At 45.6% G+C, this 14,434-nt stretch carries 16 protein-coding genes and 1 riboswitch; of the genes, 11 read left to right on the top strand and 5 right to left on the bottom strand.

Annotation, left to right across the window (positions count from 1 at the left end; genetic code table 11):
* The first annotated feature begins 179 nt into the window (after window positions 1–179).
* The 6 genes from thrS to rplT all read left to right on the top strand — a co-directional run bounded on the left by thrS (window position 180) and on the right by rplT (window position 5,368).
* Window positions 180–2,111, top strand: coding sequence for a threonine--tRNA ligase (gene thrS / locus EDC45_RS04285; RefSeq protein WP_133543794.1), 1,932 nt, complete (start codon window positions 180–182; stop codon window positions 2,109–2,111).
* A gap of 98 nt (window positions 2,112–2,209) precedes the next feature.
* Complete coding sequence (locus tag EDC45_RS04280) at window positions 2,210–3,106, top strand: ADP-ribosylglycohydrolase family protein (RefSeq protein WP_133543792.1); 897 nt, start codon at window positions 2,210–2,212, stop codon at window positions 3,104–3,106.
* Window positions 3,107–3,327: 221 nt separating this feature from the next.
* Window positions 3,328–3,828: a YbhB/YbcL family Raf kinase inhibitor-like protein gene (locus tag EDC45_RS04275; protein WP_133543930.1), complete on the top strand. Its 501-nt coding sequence runs from the start codon at window positions 3,328–3,330 to the stop codon at window positions 3,826–3,828.
* 300 nt (window positions 3,829–4,128) lie between these two features.
* Window positions 4,129–4,647: a translation initiation factor IF-3 gene (gene infC / locus EDC45_RS04270; protein ID WP_341777536.1), complete on the top strand. Its 519-nt coding sequence runs from the start codon at window positions 4,129–4,131 to the stop codon at window positions 4,645–4,647.
* A gap of 113 nt (window positions 4,648–4,760) precedes the next feature.
* Window positions 4,761–4,958 (top strand): 50S ribosomal protein L35, encoded by a 198-nt coding sequence (gene rpmI, locus EDC45_RS04265; protein WP_005596065.1) that lies wholly within the window; start codon window positions 4,761–4,763, stop codon window positions 4,956–4,958.
* Window positions 4,959–5,014: 56 nt separating this feature from the next.
* Window positions 5,015–5,368: a 50S ribosomal protein L20 gene (gene rplT / locus EDC45_RS04260; protein WP_005700416.1), complete on the top strand. Its 354-nt coding sequence runs from the start codon at window positions 5,015–5,017 to the stop codon at window positions 5,366–5,368.
* A 60-nt stretch (window positions 5,369–5,428) separates the two neighbouring features.
* Here rplT and EDC45_RS04255 read toward each other — a convergent pair whose 3' ends face one another.
* The 4 genes from EDC45_RS04255 to xseB form a co-directional block, all read right to left on the bottom strand.
* A complete protein-coding gene (locus EDC45_RS04255) occupies window positions 5,429–5,989 on the bottom strand; it encodes a hypothetical protein (RefSeq protein ID WP_133543788.1) in 561 nt (186 codons plus the stop codon).
* A gap of 181 nt (window positions 5,990–6,170) precedes the next feature.
* Window positions 6,171–8,024: a 1-deoxy-D-xylulose-5-phosphate synthase gene (dxs, locus tag EDC45_RS04250; protein WP_166635104.1), complete on the bottom strand. Its 1,854-nt coding sequence runs from the start codon at window positions 8,022–8,024 to the stop codon at window positions 6,171–6,173.
* Window positions 8,025–8,049: 25 nt separating this feature from the next.
* Window positions 8,050–8,940 carry a (2E,6E)-farnesyl diphosphate synthase gene (ispA, locus tag EDC45_RS04245; RefSeq protein ID WP_133543784.1) on the bottom strand — a complete coding sequence of 297 codons (891 nt, stop codon included), beginning with the start codon at window positions 8,938–8,940 and terminating at the stop codon, window positions 8,050–8,052.
* 11 nt (window positions 8,941–8,951) lie between these two features.
* Window positions 8,952–9,203 carry an exodeoxyribonuclease VII small subunit gene (gene xseB, locus EDC45_RS04240; protein WP_133543782.1) on the bottom strand — a complete coding sequence of 84 codons (252 nt, stop codon included), beginning with the start codon at window positions 9,201–9,203 and terminating at the stop codon, window positions 8,952–8,954.
* Window positions 9,204–9,330: 127 nt separating this feature from the next.
* Here xseB and thiI point away from each other — a divergent pair, with 127 nt between their 5' ends.
* A complete protein-coding gene (thiI, locus tag EDC45_RS04235) occupies window positions 9,331–10,785 on the top strand; it encodes a tRNA uracil 4-sulfurtransferase ThiI (RefSeq protein ID WP_133543780.1) in 1,455 nt (484 codons plus the stop codon).
* Between the two features lie 47 nt (window positions 10,786–10,832).
* Here the strand turns inward: thiI and EDC45_RS04230 are convergent, their stop codons facing one another.
* Complete coding sequence (locus EDC45_RS04230; protein WP_133543778.1) at window positions 10,833–11,756, bottom strand: gluconeogenesis factor YvcK family protein; 924 nt, start codon at window positions 11,754–11,756, stop codon at window positions 10,833–10,835.
* Between the two features lie 205 nt (window positions 11,757–11,961).
* Window positions 11,962–12,112: riboswitch (molybdenum cofactor riboswitch) on the top strand.
* On the opposite strand from EDC45_RS04230, the gene moaA reads away from it, so the two are divergent.
* The 4 genes from moaA to moaE all read left to right on the top strand — a co-directional run bounded on the left by moaA (window position 12,102) and on the right by moaE (window position 14,332).
* Complete coding sequence (gene moaA, locus EDC45_RS04225) at window positions 12,102–13,115, top strand: GTP 3',8-cyclase MoaA (protein ID WP_133543776.1); 1,014 nt, start codon at window positions 12,102–12,104, stop codon at window positions 13,113–13,115. Its footprint overlaps the riboswitch before it by 11 nt.
* A 22-nt stretch (window positions 13,116–13,137) precedes the next feature.
* Window positions 13,138–13,617, top strand: coding sequence for a cyclic pyranopterin monophosphate synthase MoaC (gene moaC / locus EDC45_RS04220; RefSeq protein ID WP_133543774.1), 480 nt, complete (start codon window positions 13,138–13,140; stop codon window positions 13,615–13,617).
* A 14-nt stretch (window positions 13,618–13,631) separates the two neighbouring features.
* Window positions 13,632–13,877 carry a molybdopterin synthase sulfur carrier subunit gene (gene moaD / locus EDC45_RS04215; RefSeq protein ID WP_133543772.1) on the top strand — a complete coding sequence of 82 codons (246 nt, stop codon included), beginning with the start codon at window positions 13,632–13,634 and terminating at the stop codon, window positions 13,875–13,877.
* On the top strand, window positions 13,877–14,332 hold the full coding sequence (gene moaE / locus EDC45_RS04210) for a molybdopterin synthase catalytic subunit MoaE (RefSeq protein WP_133543769.1): 456 nt from the start codon (window positions 13,877–13,879) through the stop codon (window positions 14,330–14,332). Before moaD ends, moaE begins: the two co-directional genes overlap by 1 nt.
* Window positions 14,333–14,434: the final 102 nt, after the last annotated feature.

Raw genomic sequence — 14,434 nt, 5'->3', positions numbered from 1 at the left:
ATTGTGGGTGTAATCACAAGTAAGGTGCCTTCGGCACTTCGACTCAGGCTTTATCACAAGGGATTGCGTATCCCTTGTTTTATTTCGGCGCAACGGATAACCCCCTTGCGGATAAAGCAAAACTTTTTCATCAAAACAAGTAACCTTGCGTATGGGTTACCACTGTATAAGGATTTAACATGCCAATTATAACTTTACCTGACGGCTCTCAGCGTCAGTTTGATAAACCCGTTACCGTACTGGAAGTGGCGCAGAATATCGGAGCGGGCCTTGCCAAAGCCACCATTGCCGGCCGTGTAAACGGCGTTCGTCGCGACGCTTGCGACTTAATCGAACAGGACAGCAGTTTAGAAATCATTACCGCCAAAGATGAAGACGGTCTGGAAATTATCCGTCATTCCTGCGCACATTTGCTGGGCCATGCGATTAAGCAACTTTTCCCCGATGTAAAAATGGCCATCGGGCCGACCATTGAAAACGGTTTCTATTATGATGTGGATTTGGACCGCTCTTTAAGCCAGGAAGATTTGGATGCACTGGAAAAACGTATGCACGAACTGGCGAAGACCAATTATGAGGTAATAAAACAACCGGTTAGCTGGCAAGAAGCGCGCGATACTTTCGAAAAACGCGGCGAGCCTTATAAAATGGCGATTCTGGATGAAAATATTGCAAAAGACGCCCGTCCGGCCTTATATCATCATCAGGAATATATCGATATGTGCCGCGGCCCGCATGTGCCGAATATGCGTTTCTGTCAGCATTTTAAATTGCAGAAAGTCGCAGGGGCTTATTGGCGCGGCGACAGCAAAAATAAAATGTTACAGCGTATCTACGGCACCGCATGGGCGGATAAAAAACAGCTGGCCGAATATTTACAACGTCTGGAAGAAGCGGCGAAACGGGATCATCGTAAGATCGGTAAAGCGCTCGATCTCTATCATATGCAGGAAGAAGCGCCGGGCATGGTTTTCTGGCATAACGACGGCTGGACAATTTTCCGCGAACTGGAAACCTTCGTACGCACCAAACTGAAAGAATACGACTATCAGGAAGTAAAAGGTCCTTTTATGATGGACCGCGTATTATGGGAACGTACCGGACATTGGCAGAATTACGGCGATTTGATGTTTACCACCTCATCGGAAAACCGCGAATATGCGATTAAACCGATGAACTGCCCGGGCCATGTACAAATTTTTAATCAGGGCTTGAAATCTTATCGCGATCTGCCGCTGCGTATGGCGGAATTCGGTTCCTGCCACCGTAACGAACCTTCCGGTTCATTGCACGGATTAATGCGGGTACGAGGTTTTACGCAGGACGACGCTCATATTTTCTGTACCGAAGATCAAATTGAAAGCGAAGTAACCTCCTGTATCCGTATGGTGTACGATATTTACAGCACCTTCGGCTTTACCGATATTTACGTTAAATTGTCCACCCGTCCGGAAAAACGTATCGGCTCCGATGAAATGTGGGATCGCGCCGAGGCGGACTTAGCCAAAGCTCTGGCCCATAACAATCTGGCTTATGAAGTACAGAAAGGCGAGGGCGCTTTCTACGGGCCTAAACTGGAATTTGCCCTGCGCGACAGCCTGAATCGCGAATGGCAGTGCGGTACGGTACAGCTTGACTTTGCCTTACCGGGCCGTTTAAACGCTTCCTATGTGGCGGAAGATAACGAACGCAGAACCCCGGTTATGATCCACCGTGCGATTTTAGGTTCCATCGAGCGCTTTATCGGTATCATCACCGAAGAATATGCCGGTTTCTTCCCGCCTTGGTTGGCGCCGGTGCAGGCGGTGGTGATGAATATCACCGATTCTCAGTCCGATTATGTCAGTCAGGTCGTAAAAAAACTATCCGATGCGGGACTGCGGGTGAAATCGGATTTACGTAATGAAAAAATCGGTTTCAAAATTCGCGAACATACCCTACGTCGCGTTCCTTATATGCTGGTATGCGGCGATAAGGAAATCGAAGCGGGTAAAGTGGCGGTTCGTACCCGTAAAGGCCAAGATCTCGGTTCCTACAATGTGGACGAATTTATTGAAATTCTGAAAAATCAGGTTAGAAACCGCGCGCTGAAGCTACTGAACGAAGCCTAAAAAACTCGCCGAAAAACAACCGCACTTTATGTAGTGCGGTTTTTTCTATATAGGTAAATAGGTAAATATATTTAATTTACCGGAAGAGAGAAAAAGAGATGGATATACAAGCCCGAGCCGTCGGCGCTTTTTTGGGTTTGGCTTGCGGTGATGCGGTAGGGGCGCGGGTGGAATTTTTGCCCAGAACGCGTTTTAAGCCCTTAACCGATATGCAGGGCGGGGGGAAGTTCCGTCTGGCAAAAGGAAAATGGACGGACGATACTTCCATGGCCATTTGCCTGGCCGAAAGTTTAATCGCTAAAAACGGATTTGACCCCTACGATCAGTTACAGCGCTATTATCAGTGGGCAAGTACGGGGATAAACTCCAGCTTGGACAGAGCTTTCGGTATGGGAAAACAGGTGGCAATGGCACTGGGAGAATTTAGAAAAAAACCTAGGCCCTATAGTTTAAATACCGCGTCCCGCTACTCCGGCAACGGTTCGCTAATGCGTTTGATTCCGGTATTGCTTTTTTATCATCGAGCGCCGGAATTAATGGTGAAATACGCCGGATTAAGCTCTAAAACCACCCATGCTTCGCAGGAAGCGGTTCAATCCTGTGAATATTTCGCTTTGCTGATTTCACGTATTTTTGCCGGCAGAAAAAAACAAAATCTGTTTGAAGACAATGACGCCCTACGTTTTGAGCCATTAACGCACATTTGCCAAGGACTGTTTAAAACCAAGTGCGCTGATCAAGTGGGCAGTGCCGGTTATGTTATTGACAGTTTGGAAGCGGCACTCTGGGCCTTTTGGCATACGGATAATTTCCGTGCGGCGATTTTGGCTGCGGCTAACTTGGGTGATGATGCGGATACCAATGCCGCCATTTGCGGTCAGATTGCCGGCGCTTATTACGGGGTGGAGAATATTCCCTCCCCTTGGCTTGAGGTGCTATACCGGAAAGCGGATATAGAGCAGCTTGCCCTTGGTCTTATTCAGAATCGATTGTAAGATTTTTGTTCGTTTTTCGTCTAAATAAATGTCCTTGACTTAAGGATAGGATTTTTTTAGCTAAAAAGATAAGGAGATCTATGAAAAGTATCAAAAAAACGCTTCGCGGCGTAGGGGCTTTGGCATTATCCGCACTGCTGTTCCCCCAACTCGGTTCGGCGGCGGTGCAGAATAATCTGCCGGAGGATAAGGACATTATGATCCATATTCAGGATAAAGCCATGGAAGTAACCAGCTCCGCCATTGTGGACGGCAAATTTGCGGATAAATTCGGTAAACGCGGTACCCAATTCAGCCCGAACGGTATGCCTTCTTATTCCATTCCTTTCGAAATAAAAAACGCCCCTGAAAACACCAAATCTTTCGCTGTGGTTTTTGAAGATAAAGATGCGGCGGAAGTGGCGGGATTTGTCTGGACCCATTGGCTAATCGCCGATTTGGAACGTACTTCCGTGAAGGAAAACGAAAGTATTTCCGCTAAGGATTTCGTTCAGGGGGCAAACAGCTGGGCCAGTAAAATCAATAACCTTTCGATTAAAGAAGCTTCCGGCTACGGCGGCATGGCACCACCGAATAAACCCCATCGTTACGAGCTTTATGTGTATGCGTTGGATACCAAGCTCAATTTAAAACCGGGATTCCGCTATAATGATCTGCATTTCGCCATGCAGGGACATATCCTTGATCAGGCTTATTTAGTGGGAACCTACGATTCTAAATAATTTCTCGCTTATGCTTGCTTTCTTTTGCCGTTCCTTGTGAACGGCAATTTTATGTTTACTCCGTCCTAAGCTTATTCTTTGCCGATAGTGCGATATTGTTTCGCCTCAACTAAAAAAATACCTTCCCTGTGCTTTTTATTGGCTGCAAGCATTAAATTCAATTGCATAATCAGCAAAAATCCATTAAAATTTTCCGCGTTTTTGCTCGCTTGGAGCAAGCTTTTATCTTCTGCGCCGCAGCAGGATAGCGGATAAACTTACTAGAGGAACAATATTATTAAAACCCTAAAAAAAGCCCCGGTGGCTAATCGTCCTAATCGTATTAATGAAGAGATTAGAGTGAAAGAGGTTCGTCTGATTGACCAAGAGGGTGAACAGGCGGGTATCGTATCAATTCAACAAGCGTTGGATATGGCCGAACAGGCTTCACTGGATCTGGTTGAGATTAGCCCTAACGCAGAACCGCCGGTGTGCCGTATTATGAATTACGGGAAATTCCTTTACGAAAAGAGTAAGACGGCAAAAGAGCAGAAGAAAAAGCAGAAAGTTGTACAGGTGAAGGAAATCAAATTCCGTCCCGGTACTGATGAAGGCGACTATCAGGTAAAACTACGCAGCCTGATTCGCTTCTTAGAAGATGGGGATAAGACTAAGATTACATTACGTTTTCGCGGTCGTGAAATGGCTCATCAGCAAATCGGCACTGAAATGCTGGAACGAATTAAAAACGATCTGGCAGAGTTAGCGGTGGTGGAATCCGCACCGGGTAAACTCGAAGGCCGACAGATGGTGATGGTGCTTGCCCCTAAAAAGAAATAGTCGGTGCTTAGCAAGTAATTAAAAAGTGCGGTCAAAATCTGAAAAGTTTTTACCGCACTTTAATTCGCCCGATTATTATGTATTAACCCAAACAATGCGGAGTTTTTTTAACAATGCCTAAAATTAAAACAGTACGTGGTGCTGCCAAACGTTTCAAAAAAACAGCGTCAGGCGGTTTCAAACGTAAACAATCTCACTTACGTCATATTTTGACTAAAAAAACCACTAAACGTAAACGTCATTTACGTCATAAATCAATGGTGGCGAAAGCCGATCAGGTTTTAGTCGTAGCGTGCCTGCCATACGCATAAGCACGAGCGTACGATTAGTTTATTTTTAGTTAATTTATACAATAGGAGATTAAATAATGGCTCGTGTAAAACGTGGTGTTATTGCAAGAGCACGCCATAAGAAAGTTCTTAAGGCTGCCAAAGGTTATTATGGTGCGCGTTCACGCGTTTATCGCGTTGCGTTCCAGGCTGTGATTAAAGCAGGTCAGTATGCTTACCGCGACCGTCGTCAACGTAAACGTCAGTTCCGTCAGCTATGGATTGCGCGTATCAACGCCGCAGCCCGTCAGAACGGTTTATCTTACAGCAAATTTATCAACGGCTTGAGAAAAGCTTCCGTTGAAATCGACCGTAAGATTCTTGCCGATATCGCAGTTTTCGACAAAGTGGCATTTGCCGCATTAGTTGAAAAAGCAAAATCTGCACTTTAAGTTTTTAAAGTCTGCAAAATGAGGACGCTGAAAAGCGTCCTTTTTTTATGTTTTACTGTATTAGATTAATAGCGGTAATACCGGAGAAAAGTCGTATTGAATAGTCAATTCATCATCATAGTCTTTATAAATGGAGCGATATTTTAGTTTTATTTTTATTTTCCCTTCTTTAAGCATATTAACGAAAGGAACAATACATTGTTGTTTTATCTGAGAATTATTCGTCGAATAAATTAAACTAAGAAATTTGTCTTCTTCCTGCCCGCTGCTTAACACCGATCCTTTAATTAACCAACCCTCGCTCATGGGACATTGTTCCGCAATGCCATGTTGGTGCAAAATATTTTTCCATTGGGAGCCGAGATCGGAAGTATAAGTCTTTCCTGCGCTTATTATCGAAAACTTGTCGATAATGGCCGTACCTTCGCCGTAGTTTCCTACCACCAGTTGAAATTCCAGCCCCTGCGGAACGGTTTTTGAAGCCACAACCTTCGGGGTAAAGAAAATATAGGGGCGTTTTCCCTCAATGATTAACTGGTTTTGATGATAAAGCAAATAAACGGACAAGGCGGCAAATGGGAGAGCAAGAAATGACTGTATAATGGCGCTGAATTTTTTCATCCTTATCTTCCTTGAATGATGAATTAAACTGCGAGAATAAAAAAACGCTATCCGAAAACGGATAGCGGGGAGGTCTTAATAATTAAGAAAGATCTTTAAAAAAAGACAACTGCAGATTGCAGTGCACTAGCAATTAATCAGACTGATAACTTAGCGAAAAGTTCAAATATTTAATAAAAAATTAAGAATTATTTAAAAATTTACTTATCTGCATTTCAATGCCTTGCTTATCTAACTGCAGTTCCGCCAGTATTTCTTGTTGCGTACCCTGCGGAATAAAGCAATCCGGTAAACCCAGTTGCAACAGTTTCACATTTTGTTGCCGCTTGTTCAGGGTTTCGGCTACGGCACTACCGGCACCGCCCTGTATGGCATTTTCTTCCAAGCTAACCAGTAATTCGTGGCTTTGCGCCAGACGAGCCACCATCTCCGTATCCAAGGGTTTGACAAAACGCATATCAACCAGGGTCGCATTTAAATTTTCCGCAACGCATAGCGCTTCTTCCAGCAAGGTGCCGAAATTAAGGATGGCAATTTTTTCCCCTTGACGAATCAAGCGGGATTTACCGATTTCCAGCTTGGTTAAAGGTTCGATTCGGCTGCCCCGGGCATTACCGCGCGGATAGCGCACCGCTGCCGGTTTTCCGCATTTATAGCCGGTATAAAGCATATTTCGGCATTCGTTTTCATCGCTCGGGGTCATAATAATCAGATTCGGAATACAGCGCATAAAGCTGATATCGAAGGCGCCCTGATGGGTTTGTCCGTCCGCGCCGACAACCCCTGCGCGATCAATGGCGAATAACACCGGAAGATTTTGAATGGCGACGTCATGAATCAACTGATCATAAGCGCGCTGCAGAAAGGTGGAATAAATCGCCACGACCGGCTTATATCCGCCGATGGCCAGGCCGGCGGCAAAGGTTACCGCATGCTGTTCGGCAATAGCCACATCAAAGTAGCGATCGGGGAAGCGGTTGGAGAATTCCACCATACCGGAACCCTCTCGCATTGCCGGGGTAATGCCTATGAGCTTCGGATCCTGTTCCGCCATTTCACACAGCCAATCGCCGAAGATTTTCGAATAGGTCGGCTTGGCATTCGTTTTCGGTAATTGACCGATATGGGGATCGAATTTAGGTACGCCGTGAAAACCTATAGGGTCTTTTTCCGCTGGGGCGTAACCTTTGCCTTTTTTGGTGCGGATATGTAAAAACTGCGGGCCTTTTAGGGAACTCATATTATTTAAGGTCGCAATTAAATCCTCGATATTATGACCGTCAATCGGGCCGATATAGTTAAAGCCCAATTCCTCGAACAAAGTGCTGATTGGAGAAATCACTCCTTTCATATGCTCTTCGGTTTTTTTCATGAAATTTTTGATCGGAGGCACATTGGACAGAATTTTTTTACTGCTGTCGCGGAACGAGGAATACAAGGAACCGGAGAAAATACGAGCCAAATGATTATTCAGGGCTCCGACATTTTCCGAAATGGACATTTCGTTGTCGTTTAAAATAACCAGCATATCCGTGTGCAGAGCGCCGGCATGGTTCATCGCTTCAAAGGCCATACCGGCGGTAATGGCGCCGTCTCCGATAACGCAGATGGTTTTGCGCCCGGCATTTTCTTTTTGCGCCGCAACGGCGATACCTAAACCTGCGCTGATGGAAGTGGAGGAGTGGCCGACGCTTAGTACGTCAAATTCGCTTTCTTCCCGCCATGGAAAAGGATGTAAGCCGTTCTTCTGACGGATTGTCGACATCTGATCGCGGCGACCGGTCAGAATTTTATGGGGATAGGCTTGATGCCCCACATCCCAAATCAGTTGATCAAAGGGCGTTTTGAATACATAGTGCAGCGCTACGGTTAATTCTACCGTACCTAATCCGGAAGCAAGGTGGCCGCTGGTTTGGCTGACGCTTTCCAGTAAATATTCGCGTAACTCATGGCAAACCTGAGGTAATTGTTCCTTACTCAGCAGGCGCAGATCGTCCGGCGAGTTTATTAAGGATAAAAGCGGATAGTTTTGCATAGTTATAGCTTAGTCCCACAGATTATTAATTTTTTCGATGAATAATAAATTCCGCCAGTGCCTGTAAGGCACGGGTGTCAAAAGGCAGAGGTTGCAAATGTTGTAATGCGCTCTGATAAAGTTCCTGAGCTTTTTGTTTTGCCCCGTCCAGTCCTAACAGCTTCGGATAGGTATTTTTATCCGCCGCAATATCGGCACCGATATTCTTGCCGATAATTTCGCTTTCGCCCTCGATATCCAGAATGTCGTCCTGAACCTGAAAGGCTAAACCTATGGCTGCCGCATAATTTTCCAGTTGCCGCTGTAAATCCTGATCCCGGTAATGGGGAGAACATAGAAATCCCATGGTTAAGGCGGCGGATAATAAGGCGCCGGTTTTATTGCGATGCACTCTTTCAAGCTCGGCCAGGCCGATGTGCTTATGTTCGGAAATCAAATCCAGACTTTGTCCCAGACACATACCGGAAACCCCGGCATGATGGCTTAGGGTACGCACCTGCAGCAGTTGCTGCAAGGGCGAAACTGTGCTGTTGTGCGTTAAAATTTCAAAGGCAAAGGCTTGTAACGCATCGCCGGCCAGAATGGCGGTGGCATGATCAAAGGCAATATGACAAGTAGGTTGACCGCGGCGCAGGGTATCGTTATCCATTGCCGGTAAATCGTCGTGAATCAGCGAATAGGCATGAATCGCTTCAATTGCCGCCGCCGCATAATCTAGTTGACTGTCTTCGGCACCCAGCATTCTGCCGGTGGCATATACTAAAAAAGGACGAATCCGCTTACCGCCCAGCAGCAAACCGTATTTCATAGCCTCGACAAGCGGGGAGGGGGCGGTATTAATCTTTGCGAGTTGATGATGTAAAAACAGGTTGATACGTTGCTGAACTTGCTGTAAGTCTTGAGAAAATTGATACATTGACACACTCGTTAGTTATCAATATCGGAAGGATAATCGCTTAATTCGGCATTATCGCTTTTCTGGAGTAAAATCTGAATGCGCTGTTCCGCTTGCTGCAAGCGCTCCTGTCCCAGTTTTGCCAGCTGAATGCCCTCTTCAAAATCCTTTAACGCCTGTTCCAGGGGTAAATCTCCGTTTTCCAGACGGGAAACGATGGTTTCCAATTGCTCAAGGGTTGTTTCAAAATCAAGTTCTGTTGTTTTTGCCGGCTTACGCGCCATAGTTGTTTCCTAGCATCGGGGAGAAAATGATTAGTTGGGCTATTGTACTTTATTTTTCGGTTTATGGTTAAAAATTCGTGTACAATAGCGCAAAAATTTTTACTTGGTTAACAAAATAAATAAATTTATGAAATTCGTTATTAAGCTTTTTCCCGAAATCATGATTAAAAGCGAATCCGTACGGAAACGCTTTATTAAAATTCTTACCGGAAATATCCGTAACATACTGAATAAATACGATGATAGCGTCGCCGTGGTGCGTCATTGGGATTATATTGAAGTGCGTTCGAAAAATGAAGAAAATCGACCGCACTTAATTGAACTGCTGGAACGTATTCCCGGCATTCATCATTTTCTTGAAGTGGAAGAGCATCCCTTCGCCGATTTACATGATATTTTCACCCAAACCTTAGCGCTGGTGGGGAATAGTTTGGAAAATAAAACCTTCTGCGTGCGAGTAAAACGTAAAGGCAAACATCCCTTCAGTTCTTTGGATATCGAGCGCTATGTGGGCGGCGGATTGAATCAGCATATTGCCAGTGCCAGAGTGAAACTGACCAATCCCGAAGTAACGGTGCGCATTGATATTGAAAATGAGCATATGATGCTGGTTAAAGCGCGCCATGAAGGAAGCGGCGGCTATCCTATAGGTACTCAGGAAGACGTGTTGTCTCTGATTTCCGGCGGATTCGATTCCGGCGTATCTAGCTATATGCTGATTCGGCGCGGTTCAAGGGTACATTATTGTTTCTTTAATCTGGGCGGTGCCGCACATGAAATCGGTGTGAAACAGATGGCTTATCATATCTGGAACAGATACAGCGGCTCGCATAAAGTACGCTTTGTCGCCATAAATTTTGAAGGCGTGGTGGGTGAAATTTTAGAGAAAGTGGATAACGGCCAAATGGGCGTGATTTTAAAGCGTATGATGGTACGAGCTGCCAGCCGAATTGCGGAACGCTTCGGTATTCAAGCCATTGTAACCGGTGAGGCGCTGGGTCAGGTTTCCAGTCAGACCTTAACCAATCTGCGCCTGATTGATGAAGCCGCCGGGGCTTTGGTACTGCGTCCGCTGATTACCCATGATAAAGAGCAGATTATCGCCATGGCCAAGCATATAGGTACTGATGATATAGCTAAATCCATGCCGGAATTTTGCGGGGTAATTTCTAAAAATCCGACGGTAAAAGCCGTACGTGAAAAAATTCTGCAAGAAGAAGAGAAATTTGATTTCGATATTTTGGAAACTGCGGTACAGAATGCGCAATATTTGGATATTCGTCAGATTGCCGAACAAACGGAGAAAGAGGTGGTTGAAGTGGACAGCGTTTCCGTATTGTCCGCAAATGACGTAATTCTGGATATTCGCAGTCCGGAAGAACAGGAAGAGGCTCCCTTGGAAATGCAGGAACAGGCGATCATACATATGCCGTTTTATAAGCTTTCTACGCAATTTGCTAGCTTGGATCAGGGAAAAAATTATCTGCTGTACTGCGAACGCGGCGTGATGAGCAAACTGCAGGCATTGTATCTGAAAGAGAGCGGCTTTAATAATGTGAAGGTGTTTGCCAAAAATAAATAGGCACATAATACAAGCAGGGGCGCTCCCTGCTTTATTTAAACAGCTATTTAATCAACTTCTTCCAAATCATTAATCAAATCATCAATGGCACGGCACAGCAGTTCCCGATCATGACGGTAGCTGACGTCGTCCGCATGTAAATCGCGGGCGATAACCCGAATATCTTTCAGTTCGGCATGGGGGATAAAAGCAGAGGAGGTAATAATACCGTCGATAATAGGTTTACCAATGCTGTTTTCAATCCATTTAATTCGCTCAGGCAGGGATAAGGCCGCCGCCGCGCTGTGTTCCGTTCCCAAATTATCGATAAAAATCTTTTTCGCCCGACTTTGCCGCAGCGCCTCAATAATTTCCGCCAAAAGAAGCGGCGGCATAATACTGGTAAAAAAACTGCCCGGGCCGAGCAGAATCACTTGCGCCTGCTGCAAGGCTATTACCGCTTCCGGAGTTGCGGGTACCACCGGTGCCGGGTAAAGTCCGGCCGGCGGAGTAGAAAGCGCATCTATATTTACCTCACCGATAATATGCCGTCCGTCGGGTAAAATGGCGGCTAAATCGACGGGAATATCGGACATAGGAATAATAAAGGACTTGATCCGTAAAAAATTGCGAATCAGATTAACCGCTTCGGTGGGGCGAATATGCATATTTTCCAGTGCGGTAAAAATAAGATTGCCCAAACTATGTCCCGCTAATTCGCTATGGCCGCTAAAGCGATATTCAAATACCGCCGAAGCCGTTGTGGGCTTGGTAATAATCTGGTTAATGCAATTACGCAAATCCCCCCATGCGATACCGCCTAGATCATTGCGAATGCGCCCGCTTGAGCCGCCGTTGTCGGTGGTTGTAACAATACCGGTCAGCCTCTCCTGCATAAAACTCAGTGCGGACATCACTCGTCCTAAACCGTGGCCGCCGCCGATTGCTACAATATGCTCAATTCCGGTTAAATATTGCGCTTTTCTCTTCATAGTCTGGTTTCCTTAGCGGACGATGAGAATCGGGATTCGATGTGCCTGATTATATCCGATTAAGGGGGAAAAGTCTTTTTTATCATATTGCTATATATGATTATATAGGCTTGCTTTTAAATAAATTTAAGATTTTTATAGCTGGATCAAAGTAATTGTGATTTTAAGGTTGTGTATGGCCAACGAGTCTTTTACAATAAACCCAATTTCAACTGTGTACCGAGCTTGTCAGCCTAAGTTTTTATCCGATGTGAAAAAATACGGCGGCAATGCCAGCAATAATATCTATTGCTCAGGGATAATGTGGGAAACGACTTATCCTCTCGTATTTAGAAAGGTATCAAAATGCACCAAATTCCAATCAAAAACGTCGCCGGCGCGCGTTTAATCGATCCTTTTCGGCGGGAATATTATTATTTGCGCCTGTCAATCACGGATGTTTGTAACTTTCGTTGTACCTATTGCTTGCCGCAGGGATATCGTCCCGATTCCGGCCGGGAAAAATTTCTCAATCTAAATGAAATCCGCCTTCTTGCTAAGGCTTTTGCCGCCATGGGAACACAAAAGATACGTCTGACCGGCGGAGAACCGACGCTGCGCAAAGATTTTCTCGCAATTGCGGAAAATATTGCACAAATCGAAGGGATTAAACAATTGGCGCTGACTACCAACGGTTATCGAATGGAAAAGGATGTGGCCGCCTGGAAACAAGCGGGGATCAGCTCCATCAATGTTAGCGTCGACAGTCTGGATCCGGGTATGTTTCATAGTATTACCGGCGAAAACAAGTTTCATGAGGTAATGCGGGGTATAGATAAAGCTTTTGCCTGCGGCTATCAGAAAATTAAAGTTAATTCCGTGTTGATGAAACATTTAAATGCTCAGGAATTTAGCCGCTTTTTAGCCTGGATTAAGGATAAACCGATCCAGATGCGCTTTATCGAACTGATGCAAACCGGCGAAATGGACGAGTTTTTCCGCAATCAACATATCTCCGGACAGGTACTTGCCCGCCAATTACTGGAAGACGGCTGGCAATTACAGGAAAAAGGGCATACGGATGGGCCGGCCAAGGTCTTTCGCCATCCTGATTATCTTGGTGAAATCGGTTTGATTATGCCTTATGAGAAGAATTTCTGCGCCAGTTGCAATCGGCTGCGGGTTTCTGCCAAAGGTAAATTGCATCTTTGTCTGTTCGGTGAGGAAGGGATTGAATTAAGAGATATGCTGCAATCGGAACAACAGCAGCTCGCTTTGCAGGCAAGACTGTTTTCCGCACTGCAGGGCAAACGGGAACATCATTTCTTACATGAAGGCGACAGCGGTATCCGCCGTAATTTAGCCACTATCGGCGGCTAATTTTTATAAGTGATTAATTAATATGACAGAATTTACCCATATCAATAGTAACGGCGAAGCCAATATGGTGGACGTTTCCCATAAGCAGGAAAGCGTAAGGGAAGCCCGTGCCGAAGCTTTCGTAACCATGTCTCCGGACACCTTGAATATGATCATCAGCGGGCGCCATCACAAAGGAGATGTTTTTGCCACGGCGCGTATTGCCGGAATTCAGGCGGCAAAACGCACCTGGGAGTTGATTCCTCTTTGCCACCCATTATTACTGGCCAAGGTCGAAGTCAGTTTAACCGCTCTGCCGGAAAGTAACAGAGTTCGAATTGAAAGCCTCTGTAAATTAAGCGGAAAAACCGGGGTGGAAATGGAAGCGCTAACCGCTGCAAGCGTAGCGGCGCTGACCATTTACGATATGTGCAAAGCTGTACAGAAAGATATGATAATTTCCGATATCCGTCTGCTGGAAAAGAGCGGTGGAAAATCGGGACATTTTATTGCGGAAAAATAAAAGCAGGCGCGAATATGTTAAAGGTATTATTTTTTGCTCAGACCCGCGAAATTATCGGGGTTGATCAACTTTCTCTGGCGGCCACCTTCAATAATGTCGAAGAGCTACGCAGCCATTTAGCCGCCAAGGGAGAACGCTGGGCGCTGGCATTGGAAAAAGGCAAATTACTGGCCGCGGTAAATCAAACTCTGGTTCCCTTGGACAGTGCCGTACAATCCGGAGATGAAATCGCATTCTTCCCGCCGGTAACGGGGGGCTAATGGAACAGGATATTTATATCGCCGTCCAGACTCAAACCTTTGATCAAAACGCTTTATATCGCTGGGCATCGGAAAAAAATTCCGTAGGTGCAACGGTGGTTTTTGTGGGTAAAGTTCGAGATTTAAATTTAGGCGATCAGGTAAACGGGCTTTATTTGGAACATTACCCGGCCATGACGGAAAAGGCGCTGGCGGAAATTGCCGCCGAGGCGAAATCCCGCTGGCAGTTGCAGCGTATCGCCGTTATTCACCGTATCGGTCAATTGAATACGGGAGATGAAATCGTTTTGGTGGCGGTCAGCTCCGCCCACCGCAGCGATGCTTATCAAGCCAATGAATTTATTATGGATTATTTAAAAACCAAAGCGCCTTTCTGGAAAAAAGAACAGACGGCGCAAGGGGAGCGCTGGATAGAAAGCAAACAGACTGATCAACAAGCGGCGGACAAGTGGTAGCTTGTCCCTTAAGAGAAATCTGAATAACTCTTTTCGAGAATTAAGCGTTTAAAAAGCCACTCATAGTAAATCAATAACAGCTTTGCAATAGGATAAAAGGAT

The sequence above is a fragment of the Mesocricetibacter intestinalis genome (assembly GCF_004363295.1).
In the GTDB taxonomy this organism is placed as follows: Bacteria; Pseudomonadota; Gammaproteobacteria; order Enterobacterales; family Pasteurellaceae; genus Mesocricetibacter; species Mesocricetibacter intestinalis.
Note: the sequence above shows the minus strand (reverse complement) of the source record. Positions and strands in the feature narration are given on the sequence as shown.